Origin of the sequence: Salinibacillus xinjiangensis (assembly GCF_009649735.1) — a bacterium.
Lineage (GTDB): Bacteria > Bacillota > Bacilli > Bacillales > Alkalibacillaceae > Salinibacillus > Salinibacillus xinjiangensis.
Map to the genome: position 1 here is coordinate 54,301 of NZ_WJNH01000002.1, position 18,581 is coordinate 72,881.

Consider the following 18,581-nt stretch of genomic DNA (forward strand, 5'->3'; position numbering starts at 1 on the left):
CGAACTTATTGTAGCTTATTACGTAATACCATTTGTAGGATACCACCATGACGATAGTAATCCACTTCAACATCACTATCAAAGCGAGCTACGACTTCGAATTCTTTCTTTTTACCTTCTTCATCTGTAGCAGTTACTTTAACTAAGTCATGTGGTTTCACCGATTCATCAACCTGAACATCAATGGTTTCTTTACCAGTTAGTCCAAGAGAATCAATGCTGTCACCGTCTTTAAATTGTAAAGGAAGAACACCCATCATAACTAGGTTAGAACGGTGAATACGCTCGAAACTTTCAGCAATTACGGTTTTAATCCCTAATAGGTTTGTACCTTTTGCCGCCCAGTCACGAGAGGATCCCATTCCGTAGTCCTTACCAGCAATAACAATTAAGCCAGTGTTATCCTCTTGATACTTCATAGCTGCATCGTAAATAGGCATAACTTCTTCTGTTGGCCAGTAAGTAGTATATCCACCCTCTGTACCTGCAGCGATTTCATTACGGATACGGATGTTTCCAAATGTACCACGCATCATGACTTCATGGTTACCACGGCGGGAACCATACGAGTTAAAGTTACGTGGTGAAACACCTTTATCCATTAGATATTTTCCTGCTGGCATATCCTTAGGAATCGCACCAGCTGGTGAAATGTGGTCAGTTGTGACAGAATCGCCAAACTTACCAACAACACGTAAGCCATTAAGAGGCTTCACCTCTTCTGGATCACGGGATAGACCTTCAAAGAATGGAGGATTTTGAATATAAGTAGAATCCTCATCCCATTCATAAAGTGGTTCATCAGTTGTGTTAATTTTGTTCCACTTTTCATTTGAATTGAATACATTTTCGTATTCTTTACGGAAGATTTCAGGTGTAACAACCTTAGAAATTTCCTCTTTAACCTCTTGACTAGAAGGCCAAATGTCGTTGAAGTAAACATCATTTCCATCTTTATCTTGACCAAGTGGCTCTTTAGTAAGGTCCACATCTACACTACCAGCTAAAGCATAAGCTACAACTAGTGGTGGTGAAGCTAAGTAGTTAGCCTTCACTAATGGATGGATACGACCTTCGAAGTTACGGTTACCTGATAGTACGGATGATACCGTTAAGTCGTTCTCTGCAATTGTTTCTTCAATTTCAGGAAGAAGTGGTCCAGAGTTACCAATACAAGTTGTACATCCATAACCAACTAGGTTAAATCCAAGCTTATTTAAATATGTCATAAGACCAGAGTCCTCAAGGTAACGTGTAACAACCTTTGAACCAGGTGCTAATGAAGTTTTCACATATGCAGGTACCTCTAAGCCTTTTTCAACGGCTTTTTTCGCAAGAAGACCGGCACCTAACATAACGTGTGGATTAGATGTGTTTGTACAAGATGTGATGGCTGCAATCGCTAGCGAACCTGTCTTCATTTCAACACTATCTCCGTTATTGAACTTGACCGTAGCACTCTTGTCTTTTTCACTTTCATCAAGCCCGAAACCTTGGTTACCTGCTGGTGCGGTTAAGGCTTGATTGAATGAATCCTTCATTTGAGATAGAGGAATCAAATCTTGTGGACGCTTTGGACCAGACAAGTTTGGCTCAAGCTCAGAAAGATCAATTTCAACAAGCTCAGTGAATTCTGGATCTTCTTGATCAGGTGTATAAAATAGTTCATTTTGTTTACAATAAGTTTCGACAAGTTTAACTTGTTCGTCAGTACGTCCAGTTAAACGTAAGTATTCAAGTGATTCTTCATCTACTGGGAAGAAACCACAAGTTGCACCATATTCAGGTGCCATGTTTGAAATGGTTGCACGGTCAGCAAGTGGCATTTCTTGTAATGCCGGACCAAAGAATTCGACGAATTTCCCTACAACCTTCTTCTCACGTAGAACTTGTGTTACTTTTAGCGCTAAGTCAGTAGCTGTTGTACCGTTTGGAAAGCTTCCTACTAATTTAACACCAATGACTTCTGGTGCTGGAAAATAGGAAGGTTGACCAAGCATTCCAGCTTCAGCTTCGATTCCACCAACACCCCAGCCAAGAATACCTAAACCGTTAATCATCGTTGTATGGGAGTCCGTACCAACTAATGAATCAGGGAATGCATCATACTCGCCATTTTCACCCTCTACCGAATGAACAACGTTTGCTAAGTACTCAAGGTTAACTTGGTGAACAATACCTGTAGCTGGTGGTACTGCACGGTAGTTATCAAATGCTTTTTGAGCCCAGTGAAGGAATTCATAGCGCTCTGCGTTACGTTCAAATTCAAGGTCCATATTTAGGTTTAATGCCTCTGCTGTCCCATATTTATCAACCTGTACAGAGTGGTCAATAACAAGGTCAACTGGAACCTCAGGATTAATTTGATCAGGACTACCTCCCATGTCAACCATGGCTTTACGTAATGAAGCTAAGTCAACAACAGCAGGAACACCAGTAAAGTCCTGGAGAATAACGCGGGATGGCTTGAACGGAACATCCACATCTCCCTCTTTTGTTCCCCATTTTGCTAGCTTTTCAACATGTTCATCTTTAATTACTTTTCCATCATGTTGTCTTAATACAGATTCTAGTAGAACACGGACTGAGAATGGTAGACGTGAAACTTTACCTAGACCAGCCTCTTCTAACGCTTTTAAATCATAGTAATTATACTTTTTACCGTTAACTTCAAATTGCTTTTTAGCATTGAAAGCGTTATTATCTGCCATATTACTTACCCCCTCTAGAATATTATGTAACGAAACTGATTCCCATATAGTGAAGTCCCTTTGGCAGTATGCACTATACATTTTAAAACAAAATCTTACATAAGTAAAACCTTTTCAAAAACTTTCATAAAACTTACATGCAATTATCATACCATCTCATTTTCTTAAAAAGGATAATTTCCCTCCTCTCTTCTCATACTACTTATGAAAGGAGGGTGAGAAGATGGGAGAACAAAAAAACTCTAAATTAAACCGTCAAGCGAAGCAGCCTTATGGCGAGCCGATGAAAGGTTCGAAAAAAGTAAAAAATCGGAATCACTCTAGACAGAAAAAAGGGGCCTCACATGACCTCTAATTTCTGATTTAATTCCAACAGCTGATTATATAAACAATCAATATCTCTAGGTGTTAATGTGCGAAAATCAAAGAATACCTGGTCATTAAGAAACCGACCAATCACTGGTGTAGAGAGTTTTCTTAACTGCCTTTCTAATTGTGACGGGGTCATTTTGTAACAATTTACAGTGACTCCATAGGTTTCCAATTGCTCATTTGGCATGGTCCCCCCACCAATTGTAGAAAAACTGCTTTGGACTTGGAAGCTGAATAACGAAAGGCCTTCAGCTCTCTCCAAAAACGACATAATTTGTGCTTTGATTTCCGACACATTCTTCACAATATCTCTTGTCGTAGGAATGGAATGTAAAGCAGATTTTGTCCCTTTTGCATAGGCTTTTAGGGTGCTTTCTAAAGCTGCTAACGTCATTTTGTCCACTCGCAAAACACGTGCTAACTGATGCTTTTTTAAATGGTCGATCAAGTGCTTCTTTCCTGCAATAATTCCTGCTTGTGGACCACCCAATAGCTTATCTCCACTAAAGGAAACGAGGTGAGCCCCTTTATCTAACACCTCTTTGACGACAGGTTCATCACCTATTCCGCTCTCCCCATAATCAATTAATGCTCCGCTCCCTAAGTCTTCATAATAGGTGATGTTATGTTTATTTGCTAACGGTACAAGGATATCTTTATCCACGCTTTCCGTAAAACCAACCACCTTAAAGTTACTCGTATGCACCTTCATAATCATTGCTGTATCTTCGTTTATAGCAGACTTATAGTCGTAATCATGGGTTTTATTTGTTGTCCCCACTTCTACTAGCGTTGCATCACTTTCTTCCATAATGGAGGAAACCCGAAAGCTGCCACCTATCTCAACGAGTTCTCCTCTAGAGACTATGACTTCTTTACCCTTAGCCAGTCCTCTAAGAGTTAAATACACAGCTGAAGCATTATTATTCACGACTAGAGCTGCTTCAGCTCCTGTAACCTCTTTAATTAACTCCTCAACGATGTTGTGTCTTGACCCTCTTTTCCCTTCAAGGATTTTGTATTCCAAATTCGAATAATTTTGTGCGACCTCCACAACATGCTGTATGGCCTCGTCAGAAAGCCTTGCTCTACCCAAATTTGTATGTAAAATGGTACCGGTTGCATTAATGACTTCAGTTAAAGAATACTGTTTCCAATCCTGACTTTTCTCATAAACCCGTTGGACCACATAGTCCATAAAATCTGTAGCCCGGTCAATAGTTAACTGATTACGTAAAAGATCAGCTCTAATTTGGTCTAATGTTTCCTTAATCCAAGAAGTCACCTTTTCGCGACTCACCCCGAGTTCTTCTTCAACATTAAGTATTTGGGGATGTCTTTGTATTTCATGTACGGGTGGAATTTGTCTTAACCATTCTTTCATTTTTTAAGCCTCCCAGGAAATGAGGGTCAAACAACAGGAGTTGTACATATTGAAAAGCATGCATGACCGCATGCTTTCGGAAATAGTAAATTACTCATTTTTTAGTTTTTCGAGTTCTTGAATCATCTTTTCAGATTCAGGAAATTGTCCCGTTTCTTTTTTGGAGTATATTTTTGTATCATTTACCGTAACCTCAAATACTCCTCCTGAACTTGGAACCAACTTCATTTCCGTAATTTCATGTCTAAAGTGACTAAATAATTCTTCTGCGAACCTCGCAGCTTTTGGTGCGTAGTTTCACATCATACAGAATTCTACTGATACTTTAAAGCTCACGCTCGAAATACCCCCTTTTATATCACCTTTATTTTAATAAAGGATGTCTACGAACACAAATAGTTCGCTTCTCTACACATAGACCAGTCAAAAAGAACATGGTAAATTAAAAAAATCAAAACTTTTTCGGCAAATGTAAGTCTAATATATAGATACATACGAGGCTAAGGGGGATGCATCTTGCAACTTGACCGTGATTTGGTCCAGAAAGCCCGCGATGGAGATGATGAGGCTTTTCTGACCATAATGCAGCAATATAAAACCGATTTATATAAAACAGCCCTAGCATATTTTAGAAACGAAAATGATGCGATAGAAGCTGTACAAGAGGTCACATTTCGGGCCTATAAAAAAATAAAAACACTTAGAGAACCGGCTTATTTTAAAACCTGGATCATTCGAATTATGATCAACTATTGCAACGACCAAGTGCGCAAACGAAAACGACTCGTGTTCGAACAATCAGAAATCGAGAAAACCGAGACCCAGGATAATCATACAAGGATAGAACTTGAGGATGCCATGTTGGAATTAGATGACCAATCAAGAGAACTTCTTATGCTTAAGTATTTTCATGATCTAAAGATTAAGGATATTGCAAAGGTTTTACGAAAGCCTGAAGGAACCGTAAAAACTTGGTTAAACAAGGCGTTAAAGACCTTAAAAGGCACCCTGGAAGATTAGGAGGGAAAGTCAAATGTATGAAAAAGAAGAACAGAATATAAGAAATTACAAAGAACAAATTGAAAAGACGTCCATACCAAATGAAGCGCTAGATGACGCCATAATGACTGGTTTTCAGCGGGCAAAAGGGACGAAACTAAAAAAGAAAAAACGCAGCCCGAAGTGGATCATGAGTCTAACTGCTGCAGCTATATTACTGGTTTCATTTATTGGTTTAGTTAAAGGTTCACCTGTATTTGCACAATATATTACAGCCATTCCTGGAATGGAGAAGATAGTAGAACTAATCCGAAATGACAAAGGAATGATGTCAGCGATTGAACACGATTACTACCAAGAGATTAATGTGACCAAAAAACACGCTAACAGAGTGGTAACGTTAGATGGAGTGATTGCTGACCAACAAGGATTGGTTCTGTTCTACACCATTAAAGGAGAGAACCAACACCGGCAACCAAGAATAACCCACCCCGAATTAAAGAGTACGAATCATGAATCATTGGATTTCAAATCCATTTCATTAAGTGGTGCAAAGAAAATTGATGAAACTACGTCTACTGGTACGATAGAGATCTTTTTTGATAAGCCGTATCAAACAAGAGAGTTTATTTTAGATTTACAATTCCGTCGTTCAAGCGAAACGATGAGTCTTCCTTTCACATTAAAAAAAGAAATGCCTCCTCAGAAAACATATGAGCTGAACCAAACAGTGGTAATTGAAAAGCAAAAAATCGAAGTATTAAAGGCCGTCGTTAATCCACTAAGAACAGCTATTCACGTCAAAGCAGCCCCTGAAAACACAAAGGAAATTTTAGATTATGAAGATGTTCGTCTTGTGGATGAAAGAGGGGAAACCTGGGGAAAGATTATGAATGGTACAACAGGTAGCCGTATTTCGGATACAGAACAGATTTTATATTTACAAAGTAATTACTTTCATAATCCAAAAGAATTATATTTAGTATTCAATAAAATGCAGGCGGTTCATAAAAAGCAGAGTGAAGTAGTGATTGATGTCGATAAGGAAGAAATAATTAGCCAGCCAAAAGGAAATAAACTTAGAAATCTACAAATTAAAAATAATCAAATTGAAGTTGACCTCCATACGAACAAGGAATTTCACTATTCTATTTTTGGTAAACTTACCGGCGCAAACGGTAATGAGACATACGGAAATTCAAGTACGGTACTTGGACCAACTGAGCAAGATCAAAACATGAAATACTCGCTTTACGTTAGTGATCTCGACGAACTAAAATCTCCAATCACAATGGACCTTTCCTTTTTCCCCGCATGGATTGAGGGAAATGAAAAAGTTAGAATTAAATAATGAAAAGAACAAGACCTCCTCTAGGTCTTGTTCTTTTTAATTTGGCCTGCATAGCCACCTTCGATCTCGATCCACTCTTTCTGTGTACTGTAGCTCGTCCAACAATTCCAATAATGGGATTAAATATTTTCTTGAAACTCCCCAAACGTCTTTGGCATCACTCAAAGTAAAATACTCATCCGTTTGCTCGCTTAACTCCTTCACTTTCTCAAGGAATACTTGAGCGTTAATTACATGTTTTTCTGACAGTGGATAAGCCGATTTTTCTCGTATTACATAGGCTTTAAAATCATTAGCCAATTCAGCAGGGATGGACTCATTTAGGACATATTCTTCCCATTCCTTAACCTGAATTTGATCCAGTTTCATTTGCTCCAACACATTTCCCATTCTCTTCTTCCATTGTGACGGCAGGTGTGGTGTAAATGTATACAAGGAAAGGTACTGTTGAGATTGTTTTAATTGTTTATCCTTTAACCATTGATTGAGCAGTTCCTCGATAACCTTCTTCGGACCATCGTATAGCTGCAGCAATTCAGGCTTGTTCATCCCTTCCTTTAACGGATGCTCTTGATGAAACTCCGTTAACCTCGTTTCTATGTCATTCCACAACGTTTCAAGTGTAATTGCTGTTGCATAATGTTGATGGACATATACAACCTCTCCTAGCTGCTCCAAATCATGTAGTAGCTGATCAATGGTCGCTTCATCAAGGGATAATTTTCGTATGAGTTCATGACGCTCTAACCATTTTTCTTCATTCAGCAGTTGTTTTACCAATGTTTCAGGAGATCCTTCCTTCACTTGCTGAAGCTGTTCTATCGTTTTCGGTCCAAACTTATACTTTTCCCCAACAGGATTTATAATCCAGCCACCACCCAAAGTTTCAACTGGTGTCGCTCTTCTTAAAATAAATCTGTCTCCACGATTGACAACGATTGGTTTTTGTAATCGAATTTGGCATAATATTTCATTGGAATCCTGTTGTACTTTATTGCGGTCAAAAAATACAATCTTCCCGTAAACCTCATTGGCACCTGTATGTAATTTAATAGGAGCGCGTTGTTTAATCGGTGTTTGTATATCATTCAAAAGCTTTAAAGAGACATCGATTGTATCACTTTGATCAAAATATTTAGGATTCTTAACAAACACGTCTCCTCTTTCTAGTTCTTCTCTGTCTATACCAACAACATTTATAGCAGCGCGTTGACCCGCAGAAGCTGCGTTTACCTCCTCGTGATGTACCTGCAACTGCCTTGCTTTCCCCATTTGCTGACCAGGTAAAACATAGAAAGGCTCTCCTTTTTGGATGGCTCCATCGTAAATAGTACCTCTTACAATTGTGCCAACGCCTTTAAGGGTGAAGACCTGATCTATCGGCATTCGAAAAGGGTTTTTGGCATTTCTAATGGGAGTTTGTTCAAGCTCTTTGACAATTTGTTCCTCTAATTCAGGAATCCCTTTTTCAGATAAACTGTCCACACACAGCATGGGAGCATCGTGAAAGTGAGTATCCTTCATATACTGTCGAACATCATCAATAACTAATTCTAACAGCTCCTCATCTGCTTTATCCACTTTAGTAATGGCAATGATTGCACGTTCCACTTGAAGCAAGGACAGAATATCTATATGTTCCTTTGTTTGTGGCATGATTCCTTCATCCGCTGCGATGGTGATGATGACTAAATCTATCCCAGCAACACCTGCAATCATTTGACGAATAAACCTTTCATGTCCAGGTACATCGATTATGGAGACATGAAAATTTGCCCCTTTAAGTTTTAAAGGAGCAAATCCTAATTCGATTGAGATATTTCGTTCTTTCTCTTCTTTTAGACGATCTGTGTCTATATTGGTTAAAGCTTTTGTTAAGGATGTCTTGCCATGATCAATATGGCCAGCCATACCAATCGTGTAGTTCTTACCTGCCATTTTCTCACCACATTGTTCTATTTTTAAGTTCGTGGTAATGTTACTCGAAACAATGTCCCTTTTTCAAGTTCTTTGCTGATAATTTGAATGTCTCCACTATGATTTTCGATAATTTGATTGGTAATCATCAATCCGAGTCCTGTACCATTTTCCTTTGTAGTGAAAAATGGCTCTTGGATTTTATCCAGTAGCTGGTCTGGAATCCCCGGTCCTTCATCCTGGATATCGATGACCACATTTGAATTCTCAACATGGGCCCTTACCTCGATTTCCCCACCCTGCTCCATGACTTCAATTGCGTTTTTGATGATATTTATAAACGCCTGTTTCATTTGGGACTTATCGCATTCAATGAACATATTCTGTTTTCCGAGTAATACCTTGATCTCTACTTCATTCAGCCTTGCTTGAGACTGCATAAGTGTACATACATCCGTTAATAATTCATTAAGCGAAACATTTGTTCTGTGATGTGAATAGGGCTTAGATATGTATAATAATTCCGATGTTATAGATTCAATTTTTTCAATTTCTTCTTTCATAATTTTATAATATTGCCCTTTTATATCTACACCGGCTTCCATAAGCTGTAAAAACCCTTTCAAAGATGTTAAGGGATTACGAATTTCATGGGCAATTCCAGCAGCTAATTGTCCGGCTACCGTCATTTTTTCTGAATGAGCTAAATGATCTTCCGTTTCCTTAAGTTTTGAAATATCAGTTGTATAACTAACAATGTACTCTTTACAGTCAATCATCATCCTGCTTATATAGGATTCTACCCATACGTAATGACCTTCTTTATGTAATAATCTGTAGGTAAGCTTTTTACTTGCCCCAATATGATCTGGTATTTTTGTGCTTACGTAAGGATAGTCATTCGGGTGAATAAGCGTTTTTAATTTGACTTTTTTTAATTCTTGAAAATAATACCCAAACATCGAGGGTAAATTTTTAGAAACATACAAAAGCTTCCCTTGTAGAGTAATGACTGCAAATAAATGATTGCTTTCCTGATCAAACCAATCAAGAATCTCACTTGGAAGCTCGTTAATGTGATTCCATGATTGCTCGCTAGTATCCCCATCTGTGTGAGTAGGTACGTCTAAAAAAGACTCTAAAACATTTTTTTTATTTTTCATATGGCTCCCTCCATTCTTCCAAATGAATGAAAAGAAATGATATTGAAAGGGTTAACTATAATCCATTTTTCTCTAGATACATTTACCAATTACTTTTATTATCGCTTCTATAACAAAAAAAATCAATTGTTCTATAACAGAAAGTTCCAAATTTTATTGTGTTTTCCACCTGAAACATATAAAAATATTGCAATTTATTGAGTAAGCTTGTATAATTATTTTTTGCACTGAAGGAAATTATAAAATTTTAATATCAGAGTAAATTCGATGGTGTGAAAATTTTAGAATTCAGTATAAGTGCAACTAGGCAATCACCGGTGCCTACGGCTTGGTGCTAGCCAAGTTTACTTTATCTTTGGATTATGGGGTTGGTTACGGAGCTGGTGCCCGTCGCAGTCTTCAAAACTGTCCGAGAGGCAAGTTTGTCTCTGGTGGGTTCGATTCCCACACAATCCCGCCATACAGCCTATAAGCACTGTTTAAGTGAAATTACATAATATAACGCATAGGAAAACGCTCCAAGTGTAAAAGCTCGGAGCGATTCTTTTAATGTTCTACAATGAACCTATTGAATCTCTTCTAAATAGATTCATTTAAAAGTTGCTGTAGTGCATCATCCATCGAAAAAATAGTACTTCGATGCAATACACTAGTGAATAATCTTATGAGATTTTCCGCAGAATCCTTCAAATCTCTCACGTTAGTGTTCTCCGGATATGTTGTAAGGTATTTTTTAATAAAGGAAGGCTCCAGCGTATCATAAGCCTTAAATTGATGTAGCTTTTTATTTTCGTTCATTGCTTGCAGATATAACGTATAGGTACGCATTTTCTCAAGCATTTTAAGTGCATAGATTACATTGGTTCTTCTTAGAGCTTTATGCAAACTCAATGCGCAGTATACAAACTCGAATGGTACATCAATATCCGTTTCGTACTTTACGGGGTTATTTTCGAACTTCTGATTTTCACTTTTCATTTTTTTCGTAACGAACCCAGTCTTATCAACAATTACCTTCCACAAAGGCGATTTTACAGTTAAAAATTCTCTTGGAACAATAGACACATTGAATTCTAGATTATTTTCTAACAATACGATAAGAAGAAAAATATCCTTACTAAATTGTTTTTCTTTAATGTAGGCCGGATTTATTTCACTAAAAAATTGCCTTAAAATATTCTTAGCCGGCTCCGCATCATTTACATTAGAAGTTGCGACCATGAAATCAATATCAGAGAATTCATCGCTAAACCCAAAAACTCCAGATCCTATTTGGACAATCCCCTCCACAAGTTTTGATGACTCTATCCTTTTGACCATAGTGTCAAAATGTCTTTTTCTCTCGTCGGGACTAAACATATTTCGTCCCTCCCTTATAATCTATTATTTGATCCCAAAAGTTTTGCTACTTTTCCTACTAGCTAAATATAAAAGGATTTGATTGTGTTTTGCTTAACATCAATTACATTTGCGATATCCTTAATGGTTAACTCTTCGTAATAAAAGAAGTATATCACTTTACGATATTTGACAGGGAGATTCATGATTTCCATAACCATTTGATCATCTTCGTCTAATTGAATAACGGTTTGTTCAACACTAACATGATGTCCTTCATCAAAAACATTTTCGTTCTCTAATCTATCAGTTCTGCTTTATCTTCTATTGGAAAGTTTCCATTGTTACTTCTTCCAAACTGTCTCCCCTCCCTTTAAATCTAAGACGACGTGCTACTTAAATAAGTTTGATATTTATTGGAATTCTTTATATTTGAATGAAATTTATTATGATTTTAGCATAGTTTCACAACTTCCTAAGCCTTCATCGTTAAAAATTAACTCCTAAATGTGTATGCAAATAGAAAAAGCTGGGAGTACCCAGCTTTATACCATAATTTTTATCGAATGGTCATCTCTGCTCTCCCAAAGCCCTCTCCGTACAAATATCAAAATTAGGCAGCAAAATAAAACCGTGTTGAGCCCAATGAAAACATCAAAAATTCCTAATGTTACATAATAAATCAGCTTAATACAAATCCAGCCAGGCAGAAGGATGGTAAAGCTAAAAAATATAGACAGAGCGGCTAATTTAGTTTGAATAGAGTAAAATGCCCCACTTAAATGCTCTGCTAATTTTCCTCCATGCCATTGTAAAATGACAATTGCAAGTGAATAGAACAAAAAAATAGATAAATAGTTTTCAAGCATTTCGGGATAATATTCAGCGTATGGAAATTGCTCATTTATATGTAGTCTCATCTCACAAATAAGTTCCCCAAACAAAAAAACAATACTACCAGTTAAAAATCCATAAAACCGATAATTGATTTCCATGTCATCACTCATTTCGAAAGCAATCTACAACGATGTATAGCCTACTAAAAACATATATTCTTACAATCCGTCTGTTATGCGTTCATTTTGATTTATTTATTTTTTCGATATAAGTTAACATATTATTTTTATAGTCATCTTCCTGTTCTATCTAAAGATAGAATTTATATTAAAAATATGCTATATTTTAGATTATCAGGATATATAATTGCAGGTGAGAAAAAATGTCAGATTTATTTATCATCCTCATTATTGCTTGGACCTTCATCATGTTGGGGCTTTTTGCAATCGGCGGCTTTTTTATGTTTCGAAAGTTTTTGAAACGGATGCCAAAAGAGGATGGAAAGTCTACCCTTGATTGGGAAGAATACTATGTTCAGGAATCATTACATATGTGGGGAGAAGAAGAAAAAGGCTTACTAAATGAATTGGTAAGCCCTGTTCCAGAGCTATTTCGTGATGTGGCAAAACAAAAAATCGCTGCAAAAATTGGACAGTTAGCTTTAGAAAGAAAACACAAAAAAATCACTGAGGATGTATTAATTGAAGGCTATATATTAGCTACTCCAAAAAGGGATCACAAATTTTTAATAAAAAAGCTAGAAGAAAAAGAAATTGATTATACACCTTATAAACCTCTTTTGGAGGACTAAAAAACCCTCGTGACTAGTGAATTGGTCACAAGGGTTTTTTAACATTCTAGGTTTGATTAGCTAAGTCTGACATAGAGGAATTTTCATTCATCACTCTCTTTAACCTTAAAAACTTTATGAGCATAGCTACTCTCCAGCTTATGATCATACCAAACGCTAGTAGGAAAAACATTCCGCTCGTTTCTCCAAAAGAAATGGTTTGGCCTATAATCGACTTAAGAATAAGTCTTGCTACTAATAAACCAATAAGAATAAAGATGAATGCTTTTGATGGTATTAAATAAATATCGTCATTTTTAATCTCAAATTTAGTCGAGATAATTAAGAATACAGAAAACACTACTCCCACTATAACGGCTTCTGCAAACTCCAACCAACTAACGCGGAAAACAGGAAACAGGAACATAGCCGCTCCTGTACTCATAAATAAAGGTGGTAAAATAATCTTTTTCACAGTAGCAGGTTTTTGAGCTGCTTTCATACGAATAAAAATCATGGCTATAGCCATGAAAAAGGCTACTATTGAGCTTACAACAATCCAAAACATATGATTCATTCACACTTTCTCAATGTATAATTACACTATGTAGCTAAAACGCGATTGATGGTTTCAATGACGCGTGATTCATCAAAGGGCTTCACAATAAAGTCTTGAGCTCCTAATTGGATAGCATCTACTACAATTTTTTGTTGACCGACCGCGGAGCATATAACGACCAGTGCATTAGAATCTATACTTAAGATTTCCTTCGTAGCATCCATCCCGTTCATATTAGGCATGGTAATATCCATGGTCACGAGATCTGGTTTTAATTCTTTATAGCGTTCTATTGCCTGCCTGCCATCTGATGCCTCTCCAATAATTTCATGGCCAGCCTTGGACAGTATGTTTGATAAAGTTAATCTCATAAATTGAGCATCATCCACAATCAAGACTTTCCCCATTTCAAGATCTCTCCCTACTTTTTCACTATAAATCAGCTATCATTGGCAATCGTAAGCATGATGGTTAACGTAACACCGACAACCGTCAAGTATACACCTAGGTCAAAAATCATAGCAGTTGCAAGTTCGACATCACCCAGTATGGGTAAATGAAAATGGCCATAGGTCTGACTTAAAAATGGTTGATCAAAAACAAACGAACCTATTCCCGTTAAGACTGCTATAAATAGACCTGTTGGAATCACCATTTTAAAATTTACCGGTATAATTTTTCGAATTGCTTCAAACCCATACGCCATATACATTAATAAAATAGCGGCAGCTGTCATAAGTCCCCCAATAAATCCACCACCAGGGGCATTATGTCCGGCTAACAAGAGGTAAAATGAAAAGCCTAGAAGGATAAAAGCAATTAGAGATGTCGTGGTACGAAAAATAAGATCATTCGTCCGCATATATACCCCTCACTTTCTTCTTATAATGTATATCATAATATAAAAGTGATAACTATCACAACTGATAAGTTAATTAGAAGCCTTGAAATCCAAATAAACCGGCTAGATAACCAGTTAATAGACGCATCCAATCAAAGAATAGTGCGATTCCCATTAAAATCATAACCGCTCCACCTATTTTAACTAGTTTTTCTCCATTTCTTTTAATCCAATCTAATTTGCCTACAAAAAAGGAAAGGACGAGAAATGGAATGGAAAAACCTAGTGAATAGGCAGTCATCATTATAACACCTGTATCTGGATTGGTTGCAGCTAATCCAACGACAGCTACAAGTATAGGGCCCATACAAGGAGTCCAGCTTAAAGAAAAAGCGGAACCTATTAAAATGGAGCCAAAGTAACCAGAAGGCCTATTTTTAAATGATACTCTTTTTTCTTTCATTAAGAAATCAAACTTCAAAAGGTCTACCATTACTAATCCAAAGAACACCATTAGTATCGCACCAAACTGACGAATATAATCCCGGTATTGGATCAATATTTCACCTATTGTCGATGTAGCAAACCCTAACACAATGAAAATGGCTGAAAAGCCGATGAGAAACGATATCGTATGTAACATACTCCGACGCGTAAGCATTGCATTTTCAGTTTTAATTTCATTTACACTCATTCCAGTGATGTAGGAAAGAAAAACAGGATATAGTGGCAACACACACGGAGAAATAAATGATAAAAAACCTGCGCCAAATGCGATAAATATGTTCACTTCTTCTGCCATAGTAGTATCTCTCCTTTATGTCTGTTCAAACACACAATCCTATTGTATCAAACTATCCGAACCAACCGTCTACAGACGCACCTAAAAGCATGACAATTATGTGAATTTGTATCTTTTTCAAAAGGTGATACAAATCCTATGGTATAAATAAATCCTTCTTCCGCCGAAGAAGGATTTACACTTATTTATCTGCCTGATTATTCATTGCACGCATCATCTGTTTAATCTTTTTCTGTGATGGCTTTTGACCCATTTGCATCATCATTGTACGAAGCATTTGCTCATTAATTGGTGGATTTTTCTTTAAATAATTCATCATATATTTTCTTGCAATAAAAAATCCTAATGCTACACCAATTAGTAATGCAAGGATAGCGATTAGTACAACCCATAATGTACCCATAAAAACGTTTCCTCCTTCGTGTTGTTTCTAATACAGTATAGTAAAATCGGCATCATCTGACAATAGCCGACCTTAAAGAATCATTCTTTTTCGTAAAGGTGATAGCCACCCAAATTGATTTTCTGATTGATTGACCACAAAAAAAGCATGGTGAAATGCCCGTAAATGTTCAAATAAAAGTTTCTCCACATCGTGAAGAGAAGAACTAATCACCATACACTCTTTTTGATCACACCTAAATCTTAATGACATTGATTCACTCGCAATTGCCAATTCATTTCGATAGGCTTCTATTAAGAAATGCGAGCGTACTTGTTGTTTTATGAAGTCTAACAATTTCTCACACGGAATCTCTTTTGTAATGTAGTCAAATTGTTTCATATACACTTCGTCATTCATTGATGAATTATATTTACGTAAAAAATCATATAGTAAATTACTTTTATGATAATAATGTTCCACAACTTCATCATTAATTAAGTATAGTGTGTACTTCTGCATAGCTAGTCCCTCCCTACTATGAACTAGTCTATCAGAAATATCAAAATAGTTTGTCATAATTCGTCGAAAGAATTTGTATATTTTTAGGTTAATTCCAACATAATGCGACGCTAGCAATTAGCGTCGCATATGTTTAGATTATTTTAGTAATTCTTCCACCTGTTTGACTACATTTTCAACGGTAAATCCATATTCAGAAATGACCTTATCTCCAGGTGCTGAAGCCCCAAAGGTATCAATCCCGATCACTTTTCCTTCGTCTCCAACATAACGTTCCCAGCCAAAGGATGCAGCCATTTCAATACCTACACGTTTTTTCACGTTTTTAGGTAATACTTGATTTTTATACTCTTCAGACTGCTTTTCAAAGCGATCCCAAGAAGGCATGCTAGCCACACTTGCATCAATACCCTTTGATTTTAATTCATGTTGTGCTTTTACAGCAAGCTGTACTTCAGATCCAGATGCGAGAAGAAGAACATCAGATTCCTCTTTATCCCCTTTAGAAACAACATATGCCCCTTTCTTAACACCTTCATAGGCATTTTCCTTTGTTCCTTCTAAAGTAGGTAATCCCTGTCTTGTTAGCACAAGTGCCGTTGGATGATCAGTCGCTTCTAGAGCTAAACGCCATGCTGCATTGGTTTCGTAACCATCTGCTGGACGAATCAATGAAAGATTTGGCATAGCACGTAAGGATGGAAGCTGTTCTACAGGCTCATGTGTAGGTCCATCTTCACCGACAGCAACCGAATCATGGGTAAACACGTATGTCACCGGAACGTTCATTAACGCTGATAAACGAACAGCTGGACGTAAGTAGTCACTAAATACAAAGAAGGTTCCACCAAATACTCTTAGTCCTCCATGTAATGCCATACCGTTTAATGCGGCTGCCATGCCAAATTCACGTACGCCAAACCAGATGTTACGGCCACTAAAGTCTTTTGGTGTTAAGTCTGCCTCATCCTTAATCATTGTTTTGTTTGAACCAGCTAAGTCAGCACTTCCACCAATGAAATAAGGAACACGCTTTGCAATAGCATTTAATGCAGAGCCGGATGCTGCACGTGTTGCCGGAGAATCGTTCCCCACTTCATAATCTGGTAAATCTTCATACCAGCCTTCTGGAAGATCTCCATTCATGGCTAACTCTAACTCTTGTCCTAATTCAGGATATGCCTTTTTATACTCATCAAACAATTGATTCCATTCTTTTTCTGCTTGAACTCCTTGTTCAAGCACCTTTTGTTTGAAGTCATCATAGACTTCTTCTGGAACATGGAACAAATCATGCTCCCACTGATAATATTCTTTCGTTAAGGTGATTTCAGTTTCCCCTAATGGAGCACCGTGTGCATCGGATTTACCTGACTTATTCGGAGAGCCAAAACCAATAACGGTTTTCACTTCTATTAAGGTTGGTTGCTCCGTGTTTTCCTTTGCTTCCTTCAATGCTTGGCGAAGGGCTTGTACATCTGTACCATCCTCAACGAGGATTACTTGCCAACCATATGCTTTAAAGCGGTCTTCTACGCTTTCAGAGAACGAGCGGTCTAAATCCCCATCTAAGGAAATATCATTTGAGTCATAAAGCATCACAAGTTTTCCAAGCTTTAGATGTCCCGCTAAGGATGCTGCTTCATGAGATATTCCTTCCATTAAGTCACCATCACCACAAATGGTATACGTAAAATGATCAACAATATTATATTTGTCTCGGTTATACTTAGCTGAAAGATGACGCTCAGCTAATGCCATTCCCACTGCCATGGATAAACCTTGTCCTAGAGGTCCAGTTGTGGCTTCTACACCATCTGTATGACCAAACTCAGGATGACCTGGTGTTTTAGATCCCCATTGGCGGAAATTTTTAATATCATCCATCGTTACGTTATAGCCTGACAAATGTAATAATGCATATAAAAGCATAGAACCATGACCTGCTGACAATACAAAGCGGTCACGATTGAACCATTTTGAATTATTTGGGTTTTGATTCATAAATTCTGTCCAAAGCGTGTAAGCCATCGGAGCAGCACCCATTGGCATACCAGGATGACCAGAGTTCGCCTTTTGCACCGCATCAATTGATAATGTACGAATCGTATTTATTGATCTTTCTTCAATATTTGTAGACATAATAAACTCCTTTCCTATCTTCTGCATATGTATCACAATATTTATCCTATACTGAAACACCTTTTGAGACAAGCAATAATTGTTATTGTTTCCATTTTGTAAAATTTTGAGGTCTTTAATCCTTGTTTTTATTATCGAGTAATTCAATGTTTTTATTCTTTATAAAGATAAAAAACAAGCCCTACAGAAAAAAGGACTTGTTCTTATACTAGTGCTTTTTAGAGCGATTTTTTTCATCTTTCAGCTTTTGAGGTGTTACATCATTTCCGACTGGATCCACAACTTTAACGGATTTAAGCTGATTTTTGAATGAACTACGCAAATTTCTTAGATAGTCCTGACGTAAGTCCTGCTGTTCTCTCTTTTCTTCTTTAGTTAATCCTTCGCTCTTTGCTTTATTAGCTAAAAAGTTTATGCGGTCTATTTTATCTTTTGAAAGCATTATTGGTTACTCTCCTTTAATCTCTAAAC

Annotated in this window: 18 protein-coding genes, 1 tRNA gene and 2 pseudogenes; 5 read left to right on the forward strand and 16 right to left on the reverse strand. The window is 37.1% G+C overall.

Annotated features, from left to right (window positions below; all coding sequences use genetic code 11):
- Nucleotides 1-5: 5 nt before the first annotated feature.
- A complete protein-coding gene (gene acnA / locus GH754_RS02950; protein WP_153727252.1) occupies nt 6-2,711 on the reverse strand; it encodes an aconitate hydratase AcnA in 2,706 nt (901 codons plus the stop codon).
- A 223-nt stretch (nt 2,712-2,934) separates the two neighbouring features.
- Here acnA and GH754_RS02955 point away from each other — a divergent pair, with 223 nt between their 5' ends.
- On the forward strand, nt 2,935-3,066 hold the full coding sequence (locus GH754_RS02955) for a small acid-soluble spore protein P (protein ID WP_153727253.1): 132 nt from the start codon (nt 2,935-2,937) through the stop codon (nt 3,064-3,066).
- Here the strand turns inward: GH754_RS02955 and selA are convergent.
- Together selA and GH754_RS20065 are read right to left on the reverse strand one after the other, a co-directional pair.
- Complete coding sequence (selA, locus tag GH754_RS02960) at nt 3,052-4,467, reverse strand: L-seryl-tRNA(Sec) selenium transferase (protein ID WP_153727254.1); 1,416 nt, start codon at nt 4,465-4,467, stop codon at nt 3,052-3,054. The genes GH754_RS02955 and selA overlap by 15 nt on opposite strands.
- Nucleotides 4,468-4,557: 90 nt before the next feature.
- Nucleotides 4,558-4,752: pseudogene (locus GH754_RS20065) on the reverse strand (Rdx family protein); the annotation flags it as partial.
- 231 nt (nt 4,753-4,983) lie between these two features.
- Here GH754_RS20065 and GH754_RS02970 point away from each other — a divergent pair.
- Together GH754_RS02970 and GH754_RS02975 are read left to right on the forward strand one after the other, a co-directional pair.
- A complete protein-coding gene (locus GH754_RS02970; protein WP_153727255.1) occupies nt 4,984-5,487 on the forward strand; it encodes a sigma-70 family RNA polymerase sigma factor in 504 nt (167 codons plus the stop codon).
- Nucleotides 5,488-5,500: 13 nt separating this feature from the next.
- Complete coding sequence (locus GH754_RS02975; protein ID WP_153727256.1) at nt 5,501-6,817, forward strand: DUF4179 domain-containing protein; 1,317 nt, start codon at nt 5,501-5,503, stop codon at nt 6,815-6,817.
- Between the two features lie 36 nt (nt 6,818-6,853).
- On the opposite strand, the gene selB is transcribed toward GH754_RS02975, so the two are convergent.
- Together selB and GH754_RS02985 are read right to left on the reverse strand one after the other, a co-directional pair.
- Nucleotides 6,854-8,755: a selenocysteine-specific translation elongation factor gene (selB, locus tag GH754_RS02980; protein WP_153727257.1), complete on the reverse strand. Its 1,902-nt coding sequence runs from the start codon at nt 8,753-8,755 to the stop codon at nt 6,854-6,856.
- A 23-nt stretch (nt 8,756-8,778) separates the two neighbouring features.
- Entirely contained in the window at nt 8,779-9,897 is a 1,119-nt protein-coding gene (locus tag GH754_RS02985) for a PAS domain-containing sensor histidine kinase (protein WP_153727258.1), read from the reverse strand.
- 364 nt (nt 9,898-10,261) lie between these two features.
- Between GH754_RS02985 and GH754_RS02990 the strand changes: the two genes are divergently transcribed.
- Nucleotides 10,262-10,357 (forward strand) — tRNA-Sec (locus GH754_RS02990).
- 119 nt (nt 10,358-10,476) lie between these two features.
- Here GH754_RS02990 and GH754_RS02995 read toward each other — a convergent pair.
- The 3 genes and pseudogenes from GH754_RS02995 to GH754_RS03005 all read right to left on the reverse strand — a co-directional run bounded on the left by GH754_RS02995 (nt 10,477) and on the right by GH754_RS03005 (nt 12,242).
- Nucleotides 10,477-11,256, reverse strand: coding sequence for an aminoglycoside 6-adenylyltransferase (locus GH754_RS02995; protein ID WP_153727259.1), 780 nt, complete (start codon nt 11,254-11,256; stop codon nt 10,477-10,479).
- Between the two features lie 62 nt (nt 11,257-11,318).
- A pseudogene (locus GH754_RS19545) lies at nt 11,319-11,504 on the reverse strand (sigma factor-like helix-turn-helix DNA-binding protein); the annotation flags it as partial.
- Between the two features lie 276 nt (nt 11,505-11,780).
- A complete protein-coding gene (locus GH754_RS03005; protein WP_153727261.1) occupies nt 11,781-12,242 on the reverse strand; it encodes a hypothetical protein in 462 nt (153 codons plus the stop codon).
- A gap of 212 nt (nt 12,243-12,454) precedes the next feature.
- Here GH754_RS03005 and GH754_RS03010 point away from each other — a divergent pair, with 212 nt between their 5' ends.
- Complete coding sequence (locus tag GH754_RS03010) at nt 12,455-12,883, forward strand: DUF2621 domain-containing protein (RefSeq protein ID WP_153727262.1); 429 nt, start codon at nt 12,455-12,457, stop codon at nt 12,881-12,883.
- 46 nt (nt 12,884-12,929) lie between these two features.
- Here GH754_RS03010 and GH754_RS03015 read toward each other — a convergent pair whose 3' ends face one another.
- The 8 genes from GH754_RS03015 to GH754_RS03050 all read right to left on the reverse strand — a co-directional run bounded on the left by GH754_RS03015 (nt 12,930) and on the right by GH754_RS03050 (nt 18,552).
- Nucleotides 12,930-13,430 (reverse strand): CcdC family protein, encoded by a 501-nt coding sequence (locus GH754_RS03015; RefSeq protein WP_153727695.1) that lies wholly within the window; start codon nt 13,428-13,430, stop codon nt 12,930-12,932.
- A gap of 35 nt (nt 13,431-13,465) precedes the next feature.
- The gene (locus GH754_RS03020) at nt 13,466-13,828 is read right to left on the reverse strand and encodes a response regulator (protein ID WP_153727263.1); all 363 of its coding nucleotides are present in this window, start codon (nt 13,826-13,828) and stop codon (nt 13,466-13,468) included.
- A 32-nt stretch (nt 13,829-13,860) separates the two neighbouring features.
- Nucleotides 13,861-14,283, reverse strand: coding sequence for a Na(+)/H(+) antiporter subunit B (locus tag GH754_RS03025; protein WP_153727264.1), 423 nt, complete (start codon nt 14,281-14,283; stop codon nt 13,861-13,863).
- 73 nt (nt 14,284-14,356) lie between these two features.
- Nucleotides 14,357-15,064, reverse strand: coding sequence for a cytochrome c biogenesis CcdA family protein (locus GH754_RS03030; protein ID WP_153727265.1), 708 nt, complete (start codon nt 15,062-15,064; stop codon nt 14,357-14,359).
- A gap of 181 nt (nt 15,065-15,245) precedes the next feature.
- Entirely contained in the window at nt 15,246-15,467 is a 222-nt protein-coding gene (locus tag GH754_RS03035; protein WP_153727266.1) for a YneF family protein, read from the reverse strand.
- A 72-nt stretch (nt 15,468-15,539) separates the two neighbouring features.
- Nucleotides 15,540-15,968: a sporulation inhibitor of replication protein SirA gene (gene sirA, locus GH754_RS03040; RefSeq protein WP_194841268.1), complete on the reverse strand. Its 429-nt coding sequence runs from the start codon at nt 15,966-15,968 to the stop codon at nt 15,540-15,542.
- A gap of 138 nt (nt 15,969-16,106) precedes the next feature.
- Nucleotides 16,107-18,110, reverse strand: a complete 2,004-nt coding sequence (gene tkt / locus GH754_RS03045; RefSeq protein WP_153727268.1) for a transketolase — start codon at nt 18,108-18,110, stop codon at nt 16,107-16,109.
- A 208-nt stretch (nt 18,111-18,318) separates the two neighbouring features.
- Nucleotides 18,319-18,552, reverse strand: coding sequence for a DUF896 domain-containing protein (locus tag GH754_RS03050; RefSeq protein ID WP_153727269.1), 234 nt, complete (start codon nt 18,550-18,552; stop codon nt 18,319-18,321).
- Nucleotides 18,553-18,581: the final 29 nt, after the last annotated feature.